This is a genomic window from Pseudomonas capeferrum, assembly GCF_013523055.1.
Taxonomy (GTDB): domain Bacteria; phylum Pseudomonadota; class Gammaproteobacteria; order Pseudomonadales; family Pseudomonadaceae; genus Aquipseudomonas; species Aquipseudomonas capeferrum_A.
Genome location: NZ_JAAMQM010000013.1, coordinates 76,802 through 95,029 on the forward strand (window position 1 = coordinate 76,802; position 18,228 = coordinate 95,029).

An 18,228-nucleotide genomic window follows, 5' to 3' on the forward strand; every position below is an offset into this window, starting at 1 on the left:
CCTATTCGCTGCCGAACACGGAAGCCTCCTTGGGCGAAAAATCTTCCAGGAGCCGACAGGGCTATCGCGGGTATCGCGCAGCACAGACCGTGGAGGAAATTCCATGGTGCATGGAAAGTCCTCTCCAGAGTCCATGCATACCTTAAGAACTGGGTAAACCGACTCTCCTAGCTTGCACAGCTCCAGGTGGGAGCTGTGCAAGCTAAAAGAATTGGTGTTGTGCCTGGTTTTCGAGTCTGGAGAGGGCTTCCCGTATACCATGGAATCTCCTCCACGGTTTTGCTACGCCGCACATGATGGACGGGCGTTTGGATAATCGATTCCTGTCAACGCCCCGACTCCCTCATCCGCTCAACTCCTCCCTCACTGCATCCACGGCGGAGGCGGCTCTTCGCCTTTCACCGAGCCACGCTCGGCATCGGCACGCGCCGCGCGCCGGCGCTCGTCATCGAGCCTGGCGGCATCGATCTCGCGCAATACCCCGCCCACATCGGCTTCATGGTCATCGTCCTTGAATTGACCGGTCAACGAGGTCTCGGGCAACAGCTCGCCCGCCTGGTAGAGCGACCACATCTCCCTTGCGTAGCGGGTGTCCTGGAGCTCGGGGGCAAAGCGGCCGAAATAGGCCCTCATGTTCCCCACATCGCGCTCGAGCATGCTGAAGGCATGGTTGTTGCCCGCCGCGTCCACCGCTTGCGGCAAGTCGATGATCACGGGGCCGTCCGGCCCAAGCAGGACGTTGAACTCGGACAGGTCGCCATGCACCAGCCCGGCACACAGCATCAGCACGATCTGGCGAATGACGAAGGCATGGTATTCGAGGGCCTGATCAGGCTCCAGGTAAACGTCGTTCAGTCGAGGGGCGGCGTCGCCATGGGCGTCCGTCACCAGTTCCATCAACAGCACGCCATCGAGGAAATCGTAGGGCTTGGGTACGCGCACGCCCGCGCTGGCCAGCCGGAACAGCGCCGCGACTTCGGCGTTCTGCCAGGCATCCTCGGCCTCCTTGCGTCCGTACTTGGAACCCTTCGCCATGGCCCGGGCCTGGCGGCTGTTGCGCACCTTGCGCCCTTCCTGGTATTCGGCAGCCTGACGGAAACTGCGTTTGTTGGCTTCCTTGTAGACCTTGGCGCAACGCAGCTCGGTACCGCAGCGTACGACGTAGACCGCCGCCTCCTTGCCACTCATCAAGGGTCGCAACACTTCATCGACCAGCCCGTCTTCAATCAGCGGTTCAATCCGTTTTGGAGTCTTCATCGGTATCTGGTTCTGGGTCCTATTTTCGCTAATACGGGTCGCACGGGTTGTCGGCCATCCTCTCACAGCCTGATGCGACTTGCTCGGTCGAGATGCAACAAGTGTTCACTTGGACAGCCTTCAGGGTGCAATCCATGCGGCATGCCATCACTCGAGGCCTCGTTCGATGATCGATCTCAGTGCCCCAGTTCGCGAAGCTTGCGGTAAAGGGTTCTTTCACTGATTCCCAGCGCCTCGGCAAGTTCGGTCCTGGATCCTTCGAATACAGCGAGCTGATGCGCGATGTGGGCAAGCGTCTTGTCTACCTTGCGCGCCGAGGTGCCGAGAGTGCCTTGCCCGAGCAGATCGCCAGGCAGGTCCTTGTCACGGATGACGCCGTCGTCACTGAACAGCAGTGCCCGCTCGATGATGTTCTTGAGTTCCCGGATATTTCCAGGGAATGCGTAGTGTTGCAGATGCTTCATGGCCGACGGCTCGACCACGGCCCTGCCCCCGGGGACGATGCGTTGCAGATGGCTTTCCACCAGCAGCGGCAAATCCTCCCCGCGTTCCCTGAGTGGCGGGAGGGTAATGGGGAACGCGCTGATCCGGTAATACAGGTCCTGCCGGAAGGTCCCCTGCTCTACCATGCGCTTCAGTGGTTTGTGCGTGGCCACCACCAGGCGGAAATCCGAGTGGATGGTGCGCACGCTGCCGACGGGCCTCAGGGTGCCCGATTCGATCAGGCGCAACAGCTTGACCTGCATGGACAGGGGTACATCTCCGATTTCATCGAGAAACAGCGTGCCCCCGTGGGCCGCTTCCGCCAACCCGATCTTCTTGTAGAGCGCTCCCGTGAACGAACCCTTTTCATGCCCGAACAGCTCGCTCTCGAAAAGCGACTCGGTGAGTCCGGTGCAATCCACCACGACCAGAGGCCCGTTGGCGCGGGGGCTACCCTTGTGAAGCGCCCTGGCAAACAGCTCCTTGCCAGTGCCTGACTCGCCCTGCAGCAAGACGGGGATACTGGCAGGCGCCGCTCGCTGCAAGCTGCTCAGCGCCTCCTTGAACGCTGGCGAGGCACCCACGAGCCCTTGCCGCTGCGGTTGCGCAGCCGCGAGCTCCACGGTACTCAATCGCTCGACATAGGCGACGACCTGCCCCACCCGATCGAGGATCGGACGCAGTTCAACATCGACATGCTCCGGCCCGCGCGGGGTGTGATGGATATGCAGCACTCGCTCCGCGCCTTGGCTGTCGAATGCCTTGCGCATGGGGCAATGCTCGCCCGCCTGGTCACAGGGAACGGCGTAGGCATGGGAAACCCTGAAGCATTTCGAACCGACGTGCTGCCTGCCCTCGACACCGAAGTGGCGCTGGTAGGCGCTGTTGGCGGCAATGATGTTGTAGTCGGTGTCCAGAATGATGGTCGGGCACTCATCGTGCTCCAGATACGACTTCAATGCCTGGACGTCAGGCTGGTCCGTGCCGGCCGGGAGGCTATTCATGGTCTTCGGTATCACTTGGTAACGGGATCCGGCAGATACTGTCACAAACTGCCAGATTACTGCCAAACAACTGCCATTTTGTCGTGCCGCGAACGCTTTCCGTAGCGCCGACCCCAGCGATACCCCAGAAAACCGGTGGCGCAGTGCAGTCTCGCAGGTGGCATGGATCTTGAGTCATTGCCCTGCACATCCGAAGGAGCAAGAGCATGAATATCGGAACCAATACAGGCCTCGACGTTTTCTTCGACGAGTCGACCTCGACCTTCAGCTATCTGTTGCTCGATCGCTCGACCCATCGGTGCGCCGTGATAGACAGCGTGCTCGACTACGACTTCAAATCCGGCCGTACCAGTACACGATCCGCCGACCGTATCATCAACCGCGTACGCGAACTGGGCGCAACCGTCGAGTGGATTCTGGAGACCCACGTACACGCCGACCACATGACCGCGGCGCCCTATCTGCAAGCGCGGCTGGGCGGCAGGATCGCCATTGGCAGTCACATTCGCGAAGTCCAGGAAGTGTTCGGCAAGGCGTTCAACCGTGGCCTCGAGTTCAAGCGCGATGGCAGCCAGTTCGATGCGCTGCTGGACGACGGCCAAGCATTCTCCATCGGCAACCTGTCTGCCGTGGCCATGCACACCCCCGGCCATACGCCGGCCTGCATGACCTACCTCATCACTGATCATGAACACACCCTGGCATTCGTCGGCGACACGCTCTTCATGCCCGACTACGGCACGGCACGCTGCGATTTTCCAGGTGGTGATGCCAGGACACTGTACCGCTCCATCAGGAAGATCCTGGCGCTACCGCCCGGCACGCAGATCTTCCTCTGCCACGACTACCGTCCCGATGGCCGCCCATTGGCATTCCAGACCAGCGTGCAGGCGCAGAATGCCCAGAACATCCATGTGCGTGAAGGCATCGGTGAAGACGAGTTCGTGAAGATGAGGGAGGCGCGCGACGCGACGCTCGACATGCCGGCGTTAATGCTGCCCTCCGTCCAGATCAACATGCACGGTGGGCACTTGCCGGAGCCGGAGACCAACGGCATTCGGTATCTGAAGATACCGCTGAATGCCTTCTGAATGCCGCCACCAATGAACAAGGGAAACCAATCGATGCACGCTCATGATCTGACTCCGGGCAAGTCGTCACGACCTGCCGGGACACGCCACCGGATTGTCATCGTAGGCGCGGGGTCGGCAGGCATTGCCACGGCGTCGAGCCTGAAGAAGCGCCGAGCCGATCTGGACATCGCCTTGATCGACCCTGCGGATGCGCACTACTACCAGCCCGGCTGGACCATGGTCGGGGGCGGAGTCTTCGACGCCAGATCCACAGTGCGCGCCATGGCGTCGGTCATCCCCGGCGGCGTGCAATGGATCAAGTCTCGCGTGACTGCTTTCGACCCAGAGGCCAATGCCGTGATCCTCGAGAATGGCCGAGTGGTCGGTTACGACCAGCTTGTCGTCTGCCCTGGCTTGAGCCTGGACTGGTCGGCGATCGAGGGCCTGAACGAAACCTTGGGCGCCAATGGGGTCACTTCCAATTACCGTTACGACCTGGCGCCTTATACCTGGCGGCTGGTCCAGCGACTGGAAACAGGCAAGGCGCTGTTCACCCAACCGCCGATGCCGATCAAGTGCGCAGGGGCACCGCAGAAAGCCTTGTACCTGTCGTGCGATCATTGGCTGAAGCAGGGCCGCCAGGGAAGCATCGAGACCAGATTCTACAACCCTGGCTCCGTGCTGTTCGGCGTGGCCGACTATGTGCCGGCACTCATGTCCTACATGAAGAAATACGCGGTCGGCCTGATGTTCAGCCACACCCTGGTCGCCGTCGATGGCCCCAACCAGCGGGCAACCTTCTTGCGCACCCACAAGGACGGCACCACCGAGACCGTGGTCGAAACCTTCGACATGCTCCATGTGGTACCGCCGCAGGTAGCACCTGAATTCATCCGTACCAGTGCCTTGGTGGATGCGGCAGGCTGGGTCGATGTCGACCCGACGACCTTGAGGCATCGGACCTTTGCGAACATTCATGCGTTGGGTGATGTGATCAATACCACGAACGCGAAAACCATGGCGGCAGCCCGCAAACAGGCACCTGTGGTGGCCATCAATGTGTTGGTGAGCCTGGGCTTGCTGACTGAACGCGCTGCTTATGACGGTTATGGCTCCTGCCCCCTCACCGTGGCGCGCGGCCAGGTAGTGCTTGCCGAGTTCCTTTATGGCGGCAAGCTTGCGCCAAGCTTTCCCCGCTGGATTCTGGAGGGACGCAAGCCCTCGCGTTTGGCATGGCTGCTCAAGGCACGCGTTCTTGCACCGTTCTACTGGCATTGCATGCTGAAAGGACGGGAGTGGCTCGCAGCCAGCTCCAGGCTCGACAAGGATGCCCGGCGTTGATCGAGCATCACGACATGCTGGCCGCCTTGCTGGGTGCGATCATCGGTGCCGTGCTGGCCCTGACCGGGGCGGGGGGCGGGATTCTCGCCGTCCCCTTGTTGGTGTTCGGCCTGGGGCTGAGCATGGTACAGGCGGCACCGGTAGGTCTGCTGGCCGTAGGGTTGGCTGCCAGTGTGGGCGCCGTCCTCGGATTGAAGCAGGGTACGGTACGCTATCGGGCCGCGGGCTTCGTCGCGGGGATCGGCATCCTCGTTGCGCCATTGGGACTGCAACTCGCCCAGCGTATCCCCAATGCGCCCTTGGCATTGGCGTTCTCGTTGGTGCTGATCCATGCCTGCATCCGCATCCTGCGCAACAGCCATCGGGCATTGCGCAGCGGTGCACAGCCGCCGCGTCCTCAAGCATCGCCTTGCGTACTCAACCCGGCCAAAGGACGGCTGCGCTGGTCGTTGCCCTGCGCCCGGGCATTGGCCTTCACGGGTGCCGCGTCCGGAATGCTCTCGGGGCTGCTCGGCGTCGGCGGTGGGTTCGTGCTCATCCCAGCCTTGACACGCTATACCGACCTGGAAGCCAAAAGCATCTTGGCGACCTCGCTTGCGGTGATCGCCCTGGTGTCGACCGGGGGGGTGGGCAGCGCCGTCCTGGCCGGTGTCATGTACTGGGAGGTCGCGTTGCCCTTCGCCGCTGGAGCGGTCGTGGGACTGATCCTGGCGAGGCGGATCGCTCACAAGCTTGCCGGCCCTCGCTTGCAGCAGGCATTCGCGATTGTCGGGTTGTGCGCGGCCGTCATGCTGGGAGTCGGTGTGATGAGCTAGGGGCTCAGACCTTCATCATCAGCTCCGCAAATAGCGCTTGGCCCTGTCATCTCGCTCGTCTGAAGCCGCACAGACAACCAGGCATAGCAACCGGCCGCTCCCAGGCCGGCACCCGCGATCACCGCGCACATGGGGCCTGGTGATCCGTCGGCCAGCCTTCCCACTAGCGCGCTGAACCCCGAGCCCATCGCGAATTGCATCGACACCGCCAGCCCGGCAGCAGCACCGGCGTTGTGCGGGTGTCGCTGGAGTAGGCTGGCGACACAATTGGCACCGAGCAACCCGGTGACACTCACGTACAGAACGATCAGCGCCACGATCCCATACAGCCCTCCACCTCCAGTGATCGCCACAAGTGCCAGACCGATGGCCGACAGCCCTGCCATCGTTGCCCCCACGCCCAGCATGCGCATCGGCCCTACCCGCCTGACGAACCGGGCATTGATGAGCGTCATGAGGATGACACCTGTGATGTTCAGAGCAAACAGCCAGCCATAAGCCAGTGTCGAGACCCCGAAATACTCGGTATAGACGAACGGCGAAGCCGTGATGAAGGCGAACATGCCGCCGAACGAGAGGCCCATGCAGAGGATATAGGCAACCGCCACCGGATCACGCGCGATGCGCCAGTACCCACCTGCCGCCGCGAGGAGTGAGCCACTTCTGCGCAGTGGCGGATGGGTCTCGGGGAGTCGCCAGGTGCAAGCGATGAGGCACAGCCCGGCAAACAGGAACAGCCCGGCGAAGATGCTTCTCCAGCCGTCGATGAGCATCAGAAGGCTGCCCGCCGTCGGGGCGACGAGCGTTGCGATCATGGTTACCAGATGCATGAGCGACAAGGTCCGCGCCGCCTCGTCCACCGCGAAGATATCCCGCACGATGGTCCTTGCCAGCACCGACGCTGCAGCCCCGCCCACCGCTTGGAGAAAGCGCCAGGCGATCAGTTGGTCGATGTCCGAGGCCAGCATGCAGCCGACCGTGGCGACCAGGTACATCAGCATCCCGCCGGTCAGCAGCCGCTTGCGGCCGAAGCGGTCGGACAAAGGACCATAGAACAGCATCCCGATGCACAGGCCGGCCAGAAACACGCCAATGGTCATCTGTACGCTGGCAGCGCTTGCGTGCAGATCGCGAGCGATGGATGGAAGGGTCGGCAGGTAGGTGTCGATCGACAGCGGGGCAAAGGCCACCAGGGCTGCCAGCAAAAGGATCATGCGCTGGGGATGAAGTGGACGCATCGGTACACCGACTCTCGATCAAGGGCATAAAACGATAACATGTTAATGTTATCGATTATACCTGCCCATCCCCGACATTGCGTCTCAGGGCTTGATACGCTTGAGCTCGTTGAGCAAACCCAACAATTGCTGCATCTTCTCTTCGCCGAATTGATCCTGGATCTTGCGGTAGTTGTTCTCCATGTCCTCGCTCATCGAGACGAAGCAGCGCTCACCCTCCTCGGTCAGGTTGACGAAGACACGGCGTTGATCCTGAGGGGATTTCTGCCGACGAACCAGCCCGTCTCGCTCTAGGCGGGCCAGTACTCCGGTCATGCTTGGCTTGAGAATGCAGGCCTGCTGAGCGAGTTGATGACTCTCCAGTTCACCCTGCTGGCGCAGGATACGGATGACCCGCCATTGCTGTTCCGTCAGGTCATGCTCGTTGAGCGATGGCCTGAAAAATGCCATGGCTGCCTCTCTGGCCTGCAGGAGCGTGAGGGTCAGCGAAGGTCTGAATTTTGCCATGATCGAACCATTTGTCGGTGGGTCTGGGAGCTTATTAGGTGCAACAGCCAGGTGCAAGGCATCAGCTGGAATCCCATCACGGTCGGCCCGCACCGGATCGGGACACCTTATGGCCAGAAGCCATCGACATGCCTGTGGAAAGTGCAATCTCTTCCACGGAAAGCCCATTCAGTCCTGCCGGGGTTGCTGCCACCATTGGCCGACAAGATCCATATGGCCGGAGTGCAGACAGCCGTGTCCAGCTCAACTCAGTCCCGACTGCCGATGCCGGAACTCCCCCGGCGTAAGCTTTGCGTAGCGCTGGAAGAACCGGCTGAAGTACGCGGGATCTTTGAACCCCAACTGATAACAGATTTCGTTAGCGGAACTGCCAGTGAACAGCAGCAGGCGCTTGGCTTCCTGCATCAGTCTTTCGAGAATCAGGCGCTTGGACGGCAGATCGGCGATTCGCCGACAGACATCGTTGAGCCGCGCCTCGGTGACGCCTATGTGCTGTGCGTAACGGGCCAGCGGCCAGTGCTGCTGGTAGTGCGCTTCGATCAGTTCATTGAAGCGATGGAAGATCTTCAGGTCCTCATGCCGGGCCGGCGTGGCCTGGATCGAGTGGGTACACAGGCGCAGCAGGCTGATCATGATCAGTCGAGTCAGGCATTCCAACGCTGCCGTGCGTCCTGCACGTTGGGCGGCCACTTCCTGGCTCAGGTCCTGAAACGAACGCTCCAGACGCCTGGCCTCCTCTTCGTGCTCGGCCGTGAGATTGGCGAGGGCGACACACGCAGGCGGGACCTGAACGCCTGCCGAGGCCAGGCTGGCATCGGCTTCGATCAGTTGCCAGACCAGTTGCTGGCGCACGGTCAGGACATGCCCGTCGCTGTCCGGCTCGGTGACGAACGAATGCGCGACCGTCGGCGGCGTCAGGAAGAACATCGGCCCCGACTCGATGTATTGCTGGTCATCCAGGTACACCCGTACCGTACCGCTTTTCACATAGTGCACCTGGAAGAAACGATCATGCCGATGCACAGGCATGTTGCGGCCGAAAAATCCTGCCAGATTGCCGAGCTTGTCGTAATGGACCTCGCTATCGCTGTAGCGCTGGTCGTAGACCTGCCCGATGTTGATGTTCGGAATCGGATGGCGATCGGCCATGGTGCATACCCAGTCATAGTGTCGTTTTGGCTAGCCGTTATCTGCATGTTGCACGCTTCGCTCGACGAGCGCCACGTGACAAGCCCTTGACCTTCGTTAACATCTTAACTATAACATTAACACATTAACGATCTGAGCTGGGCGCACACCGCCCCGCTACTGCCAGGAGAAAAGCATGAGCCATGCGTTGCATGACGTTGCGACCGGCACCCTGTTCGGCGTCGCGCTGAATTACCAGGGCTTGCTGCAACAGCGCCTCGCCGAGTTCGAGCAAGCCCCTTACAAACAGCCACCGGTCAAGCCCGTGCTGTTCATCAAGACGCCGAACACCCGTAACGGCCATGGTGGCGATGTCGTCTATCCGCACGGTGTCGAGCACCTGCAGCCCGGCCCAGCCCTGGGTGTGGTGATCGGCAAGGACGCCAGCCGCGTCAGCGCCGCCGATGCTCTCGAACATGTGGCGGGCTACACCATCATCAATGAATTCAGTCTCCCGGAAGACAGCTACTACCGCCCTGCGGTCAAGGCCAAGTGCCGCGATGGCTTCTGCGCCATCGGTCCCAACCTGGTGTCGGCCGAGCAGGTCGAGAACCCGCACGACCTGACCTTGAAGGTCTACGTCAACGGCCAGGTCGTCCAGGAAAACACTACAGCCAACTTCGTCCGTGGCATCCCCCAGCTGATCGCCGAACTGAGCGAATTCATGACGCTGCATGCCGGCGATGTACTGATTACCGGCACACCGGAAGGCCGCGTAGACGTCGTCCCCGGAGACCTTGTCGAAGTCGAGATCACAGGCTTGGGCCGACTGGCCAACACTATCGTCAGCGAGCCGGGGAGCCCTGCATGAAACACGCCCGCATCCGTTTTGAAGGCAGCGTCCACGCTGTCACCGTCGAGGCCGACAATGCCGTGCGCTTGGCTGACGGCCGCCTGCTGCGCGAAGACCAGGTCCAGTGGCTGCCGCCAGCCACAGGCAGCATGTTCGCCCTGGGTTTGAACTACGCCGACCATGCCAAGGAACTTGCCTTCGCGCCGCCTACCGAGCCGCTCGCCTTCGTCAAGTCACCAGGGACTTATACCGGCCACAACCAGACCACCTGGCGTCCGGACAACGTCGCCTACATGCACTACGAGTGCGAACTGGTCGCCGTGATCGGCAAGCCGGCGCGCAACGTGAAGCGCGAGGACGCCCTGGACTACGTGGCCGGCTACACGGTGTGCAACGACTACGCCATCCGTGACTACCTGGAAAACTACTACCGCCCTAACCTGCGCGTGAAGAACCGCGACGCTACCACCCCGGTCGGGCCATGGATCGTCGACGTGGCCGACGTGCCGGATGCCAGTGGCCTGACCCTGCGCACCTGGATCAACGGTGAGCTGCGCCAGGAAGGCTCGACCAAGGACATGATCTTCGACATTCCCTTTCTGATCGAATACCTGTCCAGCTTCATGACCCTGCAGCCGGGCGACATGATCGCCACCGGCACCCCGGAAGGTCTGGCCGATGTAGTACCTGGCGATGAAGTCGTGGTGGAAGTCGAAGGCGTCGGGCGCCTGGTGAACCGGATCGTCAGCGAAGCTGACTTCTTCAAGAACAAGAATACCGCTGAACAAGAGGCTTAACCCGCATGATCAAGCACTGGATCAACGGCCGCGAGGTCGAAAGCAAAGACGTCTTCGTCAACTACAACCCGGCCACCGGCGAGCCCATCGGTGAAGTCGCCAGCGGCGGTGCCGAAGAAGTCGCCGCGGCCGTGGCCGCAGCCAAGGACGCATTCCCCAAGTGGGCCGCGACCCCAGCCAAGGAACGCGCCAGGCTCATGCGCAAGCTAGGCGAGCTGATCGATCAGAACGTGCCAAAGCTCGCCGAACTGGAAACCCTCGATACTGGTCTGCCGATCCATCAGACCAAGAACGTGCTGATCCCCCGCGCTTCGCACAACTTCGACTACTTCGCCGAAGTCTGCACACGCATGGACGGGCACACGTACCCGGTCGATGACCAGATGCTCAACTACACCCTCTACCAACCGGTGGGTGTCTGTGGCCTGGTGTCGCCGTGGAACGTACCGTTCATGACCGCCACTTGGAAGACCGCGCCGTGCCTGGCACTGGGCAACACGGCCGTGCTGAAGATGAGCGAGCTGTCGCCGCTGACGGCCAACGAGCTGGGCCGCCTGGCGGTCGAAGCCGGCATTCCCAATGGCGTGCTCAACGTCATCCAGGGCTACGGCGCTACCGCCGGTGATGCCCTGGTTCGTCACCCGGACGTGCGCGCCATTTCCTTCACCGGCGGCACTGCCACCGGCAAGAAGATCATGCAGACCGCCGGCCTGAAGAAGTATTCGATGGAGCTGGGCGGCAAGTCTCCGGTACTGATCTTCGAGGATGCTGACCTGGAGCGCGCGCTGGATGCCGCCTTGTTCACCATCTTCTCGCTCAACGGCGAGCGCTGCACCGCCGGCAGCCGAATCTTCATCCAGGAAAGCGTATACCCGCAGTTCGTCGCCGAATTCGCCGCTCGCGCCAAACGCCTGATCGTCGGCGACCCGCAGGATCCCAAGACCCAGGTCGGCTCGATGATCACCCAGGCGCACTATGACAAAGTCACCGGCTACATCAAGATCGGTATCGAAGAAGGCGCGACCCTGGTCGCCGGTGGCCTGGAACGCCCGGCCAACCTGCCCGCGCACCTGAGCCGTGGCCAGTTCGTGCAGCCGACCGTGTTCGCCGACGTGAACAACGACATGCGCATCGCCCAGGAAGAGATCTTTGGCCCGGTGGTCTGCCTGATCCCCTTCAAGGATGAAGCCGAAGCGCTGCGACTGGCCAACGCCACCGAATACGGCCTGGCGTCCTACATCTGGACCCAGGACATCGGCAAGGCACACCGCCTGGCGTATGGCATCGAGGCGGGCATGGTGTTCATCAACAGCCAGAACGTGCGTGACCTGCGCCAGCCGTTTGGCGGCGTGAAAGGGTCCGGCACCGGCCGCGAAGGCGGACAATACAGCCTCGAAGTGTTCGCCGAGATCAAGAACGTGTGCATCTCGATGGGCAGCCACCATATCCCCCGCTGGGGCGTGTGACCGTTCTTGCGACGCATCGGGCCGCATTGGTTCCGACGACCGCTGACACCGTCCGGTGCGGCGCAACCTACAACAATAAGGAGTCTCATCATGGGCAAGCTGGCACTCGCCGCCAAGATCACTCATGTTCCCTCCATGTACCTCTCCGAGCTGCCTGGACCGCGCCAGGGCTTTCGCCAGGCCGCCATCGACGGGCACCTCGAAATCAGCCGTCGCTGCCGTGAACTGGGCGTGGACACCATCGTGGTCTTCGATACCCACTGGCTGGTCAACGCGAACTACCATGTCCTCTGCGGCCCGCACTTCAAAGGGGTCTATACCAGCAACGAACTGCCGCACTTCATCAGCAACATGGAGTACGAGTTCCCGGGCAATACGGAGCTTGGCCTGATCCTGGCCGACACCTGCAACCAGTTCAACGTCGAGACCATGGCGCACCATGCCACGACCCTGGGGCCCGAGTACGGCACGCTGGTGCCGATGCGCTACATGAACCAGGATCAGCACTTCAAAGTGACATCGGTATCGGCCCTGTGCACCTCGCACTTCCTCGCCGACAGCGCGCGCCTGGGCTGGGCCATGCGCAAGGCGGTCGAAGATCATTACGACGGCACCGTGGCCTTCCTGGCCAGCGGCTCGCTCTCTCACCGCTTCGCGCAGAACGGCCAGGCGCCGGACTTCGCCACCAAGGTCTGGAGCCCATTCCTCGAAACCCTCGACGAGCGCGTGGTGAAGATGTGGGAAAACGCCGAGTGGGAGGAGTTTTGCGGGATGCTCCCCGAGTACGCCTCCAAAGGCCATGGCGAAGGCTTCATGCATGACACGGCGATGCTGTTGGGTGCCCTTGGCTGGTCGAAATACGACGGTAAGGCGGATGTCGTCACACCCTACTTCGGTTCCTCCGGTACGGGTCAGATCAATGCCATCTTCCCGGTCACGCCCCAGGATGGCTCCAGCATTCCACCGGCCCAGGCCGCCAACCCTTCGGCCGTGGTTTCCACCAGCCGTTTGTGATGCCACCGGCGAGCCATGCCGTTTTCAAGCAGGGAACGGCCCTCTCGCTCACTGCACAGGATGAACGACATGCCCCATCTGGTTTTGCTCTACACCCCGGACCTGGAAGCCGAAGCCGACGTTCCGGCGCTGTGCCGTGCCCTGGCCGATACCATGCTCGAGCAGCAGGACGAGAACGGCAAGGCCGTGTTCCCCATCGGCGGTACGCGCGTGCTGGCCTACCCGGCCGCTCATGCCGCCGTGGCCGACGGCCATGGCGACTATGGCTTCCTCTACGCCAACCTGCGCATGGGCGCGGGAAGAAGCCCGGCCGTGCAGCAGACCGTAGGCGACAGCCTGCTCAAGGTGCTACGTGAACGCCTGGACAGGCTCCTGCAGCAACGTCCGATCGGTATCACCCTGCAGATAGATGAAAGTGGCAGCCAGGTGTACGACGGCAAGTACAGCACCCTGCATCCGCTGTTCAACAAGGCCGTCTGAAGGTCACGACCCTATCACGCACGTCTCATCCAATAAAAAAGTACAAGACCATGAGCACACTCGAACATGCCTTCACCGCGCAGGATCACCAGGCGCGCATGGATACCACCCACAAGGCCGTCACCTGGCGGCTGATGCCCCTGCTGCTGGTATGCTACCTCTTCGCTCATCTGGACCGCATCAACATCGGCTTTGCCAAGATGCAGATGGGTGCCGATCTGCACCTGTCGGACACTGTCTACGGCCTGGGCGCCGGGCTGTTTTTCATCGCCTACGCGCTGTTCGGCGTCCCCAGCAATCTCATGCTCGACAGGGTCGGACCAAGACGCTGGATCGCTACCCTCATGGTTGTCTGGGGCGTCCTTTCGACCAGCATGATGCTGATCGAAAGCAGTACGGGGTTCTATGCCTTGCGCTTTGCCCTGGGCATCGCCGAAGCAGGCTTCTTCCCAGGCATTCTGGTTTACCTCAACCGGTGGTATCCAGCGCGTCGACGCGCACAGATCACCGCCTTGTTCGCCATCGCCGTGCCGCTGGCCGGGGTGATCGGCGGGCCGTTATCCGGAGTCATTCTATCGTTCATGCACGACACCGCCGGTTTGCGTGGCTGGCAGTGGATGTTCCTGCTCGAAGGCGCGCCGGTGATCCTGCTTGGCTTCGTGGTGCTGGCCGCGTTGCCAGAACATTTCGAGCGCGTACGCTGGCTCACTGACGAGCAGAAGGCCGTGCTCCGTGCAGAACTGGGACAGGAAGAGCGGCGCAAGTCAGTGACATCCTTCTCGGGCATCCTCGCCAGCCCGGCGATCTGGCTACTCGTGGCGGTGTACTGTGCAGTGATGTTGGCCGTCAACACCCTGGCCTTCTGGATGCCCAGCCTCATACACAGCGCCGGTGTCGGCAGCGACGCGCGCGTGGGAATGCTCAGCGCGGTGCCCTATGTGGCGGGCTGTGTGTTCATGATCGCTTGCGGGCGCTCCTCGGACCGTCATCGCGAGCGTCGCTGGCACTTGTGCGTCCCGCTGCTGATGGCCGCATCAGGCATCGCGATCGCGGGCCTGGCGCCTGGACAGCCGCTGCCGGTCATGGCAGGCCTGATCATCGCAGGCATGGGCGCAAGCGCCGCGCTACCGATGTTCTGGCAACTGCCACCGGCCTTCCTGAACGATCGCACCCAGGCAGCCGGCATCGCCCTGATCAGCTCCCTGGGCAGTATTGCCTCCTTCCTGGCGCCCTACCTCATCGGCTGGGTGCGAGACACGACCCACAGCGCCAGCCTGGCGCTGTACCTGCTGGCCTTCTTCATCGCCCTCGGTGGCCTGCTGGTGCTGCGCACCCGAGCCGCCATCGTCAACCCTTGACCTACGAGATCCCTCCATGCTCGACAACGCATTCCTCCAGCAGGCCGCAGAACGCCTCGATCAAGCCGAGCGCTCCCGTGAGCAGGTTCGCCAGTTTTCCCTCGACTATCCCCAGATCACCATCGAAGACGCCTACGCCATCCAGCGCGCCTGGGTCGCCAGGAAGATCGCCTCGGGGCGCAAGCTGGTCGGTCACAAGATCGGCCTGACTTCGCGTGCCATGCAGGTCTCGTCGAACATCACCGAGCCAGACTACGGCGCGCTGCTCGATGACATGTTCTTCGATGAAGGTACCGACATTCCCTTCGACCGCTTCATCGTCCCGCGCGTGGAAGTGGAACTGGCCTTCATTCTCGGCAAACCGCTCAAGGGTCCGAACGTGACGGTGTTCGACGTACTGGACGCTACCGAATGGGTGATTCCGGCACTGGAAATCATCGATGCGCGCATCCAGCAGGTGGATCCGCAGACCAAGGCGACGCGCAAGGTCTTCGACACCATTTCCGACAACGCCGCCAACGCGGGCGTGGTCATGGGTGGGCGCGCCGTACGGCCGACCGAGATCGACCTGCGCAAGGTACCTGCCGTGCTCTATCGCAATGGCGTCATCGAAGAATCCGGCGTGAGCGCCGCCGTACTCAATCACCCCGCCAAGGGCGTGGCGTGGCTGGCCAACAAGCTGGCCCCGTATGACGTGACCCTTCAAGCCGGCCAGGTAATCCTGGGTGGCTCGTTCACCCGGCCCGTGGCTGCCAACCCGGGCGATACCTTCCATGTCGACTACGACATGCTCGGTTCCATCGCCTGCCGATTCGTCTGAGGATTAGCCATGGACATGCCTGTCAATCATTTCAAGCAACGCTTGCGCAGCGGTGAGGCGCAGATTGGCCTGTGGCTCGGCCTGGCGGACGCCTACTGCGCCGAACTGGCCGCCAATGCCGGTTTCGACTGGCTGCTCATCGACGGCGAACACGCACCCAACGACCTGCGTGGGATGCTCTCGCAGCTCCAGGCCGTCGCGCCCTACCCTGGCCATCCGGTGATTCGCCCTGTGATCGGGGATACCGCCTTGATCAAGCAGGTCCTGGATATCGGTGCGCAGACCTTGCTGGTGCCAATGGTCGAAAGTGCCGAACAGGCTCGCCAGTTGGTCAAGGCCGTCCATTACCCGCCCAAGGGCGTTCGCGGGGTGGGCAGTGCGCTGGCTCGCGCCTCACGCTGGAACAGCATCCCTGGCTATCTGGACAAGGCGGACGAGCAGGTGTGCCTGCTGGTACAGATCGAAAACCGTGAAGGCTTGGCCAATCTGGACGCCATCGCCGCAGTCGAGGGCGTGGATGGCGTATTCATAGGTCCCGCGGACCTCAGCGCCGCCATGGGTCACCGTGGCAACCCCGGGCATCCGGAGGTGCAGGCCGCCATCGAACAGGCCATCGTGCAGATCCAGAAGGCTGGCAAGGCCGCTGGCATCCTCAGCGCCGACGAGAGGCTGGCGCGGCGCTACATCGAGCTGGGCGCTGCATTCGTTGCGGTTGGGGTCGATACGACCGTGCTCATGCGCGGCCTGCAGGCGCTGGCGAGCAAGTTCAAGGACACGCCCCCTGCCGAAATCCCGAGCGGCGGCGTGTATTAACGGAAGGTGCTCTGACAGAACGGCGAACGGCCGCAAACACGACGCAGCCGTTCAAGAGACTCTATGGTGCATGGGAAGCCCCCCACTGATTCCATGCACATAGAATCTCCTACTCGGACGCCACTTCCCTCAACGCTTCAACCCCCGCAATTCTCCCAGCAACCCCAGCAATTGCTGCAGCTTCATCTCACCAAACCGTGCCTGCAGCTGCTGGTAATTCTGCTCCATGCAACCGCTCATGGCCTCGAAGCACGCCAGCCCCTGATCCGTCAGGAACACCAGCACCAGACGCTGATCGTGCGCCACCTTGCGTCGGCCGACGAAGCCCTGCGTCTCCATGCGCGAGAGTACGCCGGTCATGCTTGGCTTGAGGATGCACGCAAGATCGGCCAGCCTATTCATCTCCAGCTCGCCTTGCTGGTGCAGGATACGGATGATCCGCCACTGCTGCTCGGTCAGGCCGTGTTCGTTGAGGGAAGGACGGAAGAACTTCATCGCTGCTTCGCGCGCCTGGAGCAAATCGAGTGTCAGCGACCGCCGATGCGTGGGCATGGAACCGAGCCATTAATTAGTTAACAGATTAACAAGATAGCATGCTTCAGGACGATAGACGGCGCCACGAGAGGCGCCGCTGTTCTTGCCAGGTATTGATCGAGCTCTGGATGGCTGCTTTCAACACAGCCCCGAAGCTCTTACAGGCCCTCGCTGAATTGACTGGAGACCTTGCTCTGCGAATCAAGGACGGTGCCGCTCACTCGTTCAGCTCTGAATGACCGCCTTCAGTACCGTCTTGAAGGTCTCCACCTGCTCATCGCTGAACTGACCAAACACCTTTTCCTGCTGCTCATGAGCGATCGTCCACAACGCCTCGGTTTCATCCACACCCTTGACGGTAAGGCGAACACGATCACCCTCATCGCTCACCAGCCCCTTGCGCTTGAGGTTGGCCACCGCCTCCTCGATCTCGCGCGCAGGCATGGCGACTTCGCGCTGCAGGTCGGCCAAAGCCAGGCCGGCGTCGCTCTCCAGCACCATCAGCATGCGTGCTTCACTGGTACGCAGCCCGGTGCAAAGCTGGCGAGGTTGATAGCTGGCCTGATAGGCACGCACGGCCTGGGTCATCAAGTAGTAGAGGTTGTGACTCAGACGTCCCTGGAAATTGCTGCTCGGCGGCTGGCCTTCTTCGCGCTTGGTCAGGCGGGTGTGCGGCAGCACCATGGAGTAGGCACCCTGGTGATACAGCAACGGCGATCGGCCGAAGTCATCGAACGCCATGACCTTGCCCACCAGGATCCAGTGATCGCCACCATCGAGCTGCTGGAACTTTTCGCACTGGAAGCGGGCGGAACAGTCGCTGAGCAGGGGCGCATTACCCTCACCGGCTTCGTAGTGGATCGCGGCGAAGCGATCATCCTTGGGCCGGGCGAAATTGTTCGACAGGTCGATCTGGTCGGCCGCCAGGATGTTCACGGCAAAATGGGACGCTTCATCGAACACCGCATGACTGGTGGAGCGCTTGTCGATGCTCCACAGGATCAGCGGCGGATCCAGGGACACCGAGTTGAAGCTGTTGGCGGTCACACCCACTTGACGACCATCCGGCCCAGCTGCGGTGATAACGGTGACGCCCGTGGCAAAGTTGCCCAAGGCACGACGGAATGCGCGAGTATCGAAGACAGGGACAGTGGCGGTTTCAACGGCGGTTTCAACAGGCATGCAGAACTCCCGAGCAGGCCGGCGACCTGCTCTCATTGTTTTTGTGTGTGCGAATGGTCGGTATG

General features: G+C 61.8%; 18 protein-coding genes. 11 read left to right on the plus strand and 7 right to left on the minus strand.

Annotated elements, in window-relative coordinates:
• Positions 1–363: 363 nt before the first annotated feature.
• Both G7009_RS15955 and G7009_RS15960 read right to left on the minus strand, forming a co-directional pair.
• A complete protein-coding gene (locus tag G7009_RS15955) occupies positions 364–1,257 on the minus strand; it encodes a PA4780 family RIO1-like protein kinase (protein ID WP_181131025.1) in 894 nt (297 codons plus the stop codon).
• A 176-nt stretch (positions 1,258–1,433) separates the two neighbouring features.
• A complete protein-coding gene (locus G7009_RS15960; protein ID WP_181131026.1) occupies positions 1,434–2,744 on the minus strand; it encodes a sigma-54 interaction domain-containing protein in 1,311 nt (436 codons plus the stop codon).
• Between the two features lie 206 nt (positions 2,745–2,950).
• Here G7009_RS15960 and G7009_RS15965 point away from each other — a divergent pair, with 206 nt between their 5' ends.
• The 3 genes from G7009_RS15965 to G7009_RS15975 are packed head-to-tail and all read left to right on the plus strand — an operon-like array spanning position 2,951 to position 5,973.
• Positions 2,951–3,835, plus strand: coding sequence for an MBL fold metallo-hydrolase (locus G7009_RS15965; RefSeq protein WP_181131027.1), 885 nt, complete (start codon positions 2,951–2,953; stop codon positions 3,833–3,835).
• A 33-nt stretch (positions 3,836–3,868) separates the two neighbouring features.
• Positions 3,869–5,158, plus strand: coding sequence for an NAD(P)/FAD-dependent oxidoreductase (locus G7009_RS15970; protein ID WP_181131028.1), 1,290 nt, complete (start codon positions 3,869–3,871; stop codon positions 5,156–5,158).
• A gap of 14 nt (positions 5,159–5,172) precedes the next feature.
• The gene (locus G7009_RS15975; RefSeq protein WP_219856618.1) at positions 5,173–5,973 is read left to right on the plus strand and encodes a sulfite exporter TauE/SafE family protein; all 801 of its coding nucleotides are present in this window, start codon (positions 5,173–5,175) and stop codon (positions 5,971–5,973) included.
• On the opposite strand, the gene G7009_RS15980 is transcribed toward G7009_RS15975, so the two are convergent.
• From G7009_RS15980 to hpaA, 3 genes are all read right to left on the minus strand, one after another.
• The gene (locus G7009_RS15980; protein WP_181131029.1) at positions 5,970–7,187 is read right to left on the minus strand and encodes a Bcr/CflA family multidrug efflux MFS transporter; all 1,218 of its coding nucleotides are present in this window, start codon (positions 7,185–7,187) and stop codon (positions 5,970–5,972) included. The genes G7009_RS15975 and G7009_RS15980 overlap by 4 nt on opposite strands.
• 108 nt (positions 7,188–7,295) lie before the next feature.
• Positions 7,296–7,718 (minus strand): homoprotocatechuate degradation operon regulator HpaR, encoded by a 423-nt coding sequence (gene hpaR / locus G7009_RS15985; protein WP_181131030.1) that lies wholly within the window; start codon positions 7,716–7,718, stop codon positions 7,296–7,298.
• A gap of 243 nt (positions 7,719–7,961) precedes the next feature.
• Positions 7,962–8,867 carry a 4-hydroxyphenylacetate catabolism regulatory protein HpaA gene (gene hpaA / locus G7009_RS15990; protein ID WP_181131031.1) on the minus strand — a complete coding sequence of 302 codons (906 nt, stop codon included), beginning with the start codon at positions 8,865–8,867 and terminating at the stop codon, positions 7,962–7,964.
• Between the two features lie 175 nt (positions 8,868–9,042).
• Between hpaA and G7009_RS15995 the strand changes: the two genes are divergently transcribed.
• The 8 genes from G7009_RS15995 (at position 9,043) to hpaI (ending at position 16,447) form a co-directional block, all read left to right on the plus strand.
• On the plus strand, positions 9,043–9,717 hold the full coding sequence (locus G7009_RS15995; protein ID WP_181131032.1) for a fumarylacetoacetate hydrolase family protein: 675 nt from the start codon (positions 9,043–9,045) through the stop codon (positions 9,715–9,717).
• A complete protein-coding gene (locus tag G7009_RS16000; protein ID WP_181131033.1) occupies positions 9,714–10,496 on the plus strand; it encodes a fumarylacetoacetate hydrolase family protein in 783 nt (260 codons plus the stop codon). The genes G7009_RS15995 and G7009_RS16000 overlap by 4 nt, the downstream gene beginning before the upstream one ends.
• A gap of 5 nt (positions 10,497–10,501) precedes the next feature.
• Positions 10,502–11,962, plus strand: coding sequence for a 5-carboxymethyl-2-hydroxymuconate semialdehyde dehydrogenase (gene hpaE, locus G7009_RS16005; protein WP_181131034.1), 1,461 nt, complete (start codon positions 10,502–10,504; stop codon positions 11,960–11,962).
• Positions 11,963–12,052: 90 nt separating this feature from the next.
• Positions 12,053–12,976 carry a 3,4-dihydroxyphenylacetate 2,3-dioxygenase gene (hpaD, locus tag G7009_RS16010; protein WP_181131035.1) on the plus strand — a complete coding sequence of 308 codons (924 nt, stop codon included), beginning with the start codon at positions 12,053–12,055 and terminating at the stop codon, positions 12,974–12,976.
• A gap of 69 nt (positions 12,977–13,045) precedes the next feature.
• Positions 13,046–13,456 (plus strand): 5-carboxymethyl-2-hydroxymuconate isomerase, encoded by a 411-nt coding sequence (locus G7009_RS16015; RefSeq protein ID WP_181131036.1) that lies wholly within the window; start codon positions 13,046–13,048, stop codon positions 13,454–13,456.
• A 50-nt stretch (positions 13,457–13,506) separates the two neighbouring features.
• Positions 13,507–14,814 (plus strand): MFS transporter, encoded by a 1,308-nt coding sequence (locus G7009_RS16020; RefSeq protein ID WP_181131037.1) that lies wholly within the window; start codon positions 13,507–13,509, stop codon positions 14,812–14,814.
• A gap of 16 nt (positions 14,815–14,830) precedes the next feature.
• On the plus strand, positions 14,831–15,634 hold the full coding sequence (gene hpaH, locus G7009_RS16025; RefSeq protein ID WP_181131038.1) for a 2-oxo-hept-4-ene-1,7-dioate hydratase: 804 nt from the start codon (positions 14,831–14,833) through the stop codon (positions 15,632–15,634).
• Positions 15,635–15,643: 9 nt separating this feature from the next.
• On the plus strand, positions 15,644–16,447 hold the full coding sequence (gene hpaI / locus G7009_RS16030; RefSeq protein WP_181131039.1) for a 4-hydroxy-2-oxoheptanedioate aldolase: 804 nt from the start codon (positions 15,644–15,646) through the stop codon (positions 16,445–16,447).
• A 129-nt stretch (positions 16,448–16,576) separates the two neighbouring features.
• Here the strand turns inward: hpaI and hpaR (G7009_RS16035) are convergent, their stop codons facing one another.
• Complete coding sequence (gene hpaR / locus G7009_RS16035) at positions 16,577–16,999, minus strand: homoprotocatechuate degradation operon regulator HpaR (protein ID WP_181131040.1); 423 nt, start codon at positions 16,997–16,999, stop codon at positions 16,577–16,579.
• 207 nt (positions 17,000–17,206) lie between these two features.
• Complete coding sequence (locus tag G7009_RS16040) at positions 17,207–18,163, minus strand: p-hydroxyphenylacetate 3-hydroxylase reductase component (RefSeq protein ID WP_181131041.1); 957 nt, start codon at positions 18,161–18,163, stop codon at positions 17,207–17,209.
• Between the last annotated feature and the right edge of the window lie 65 nt (positions 18,164–18,228).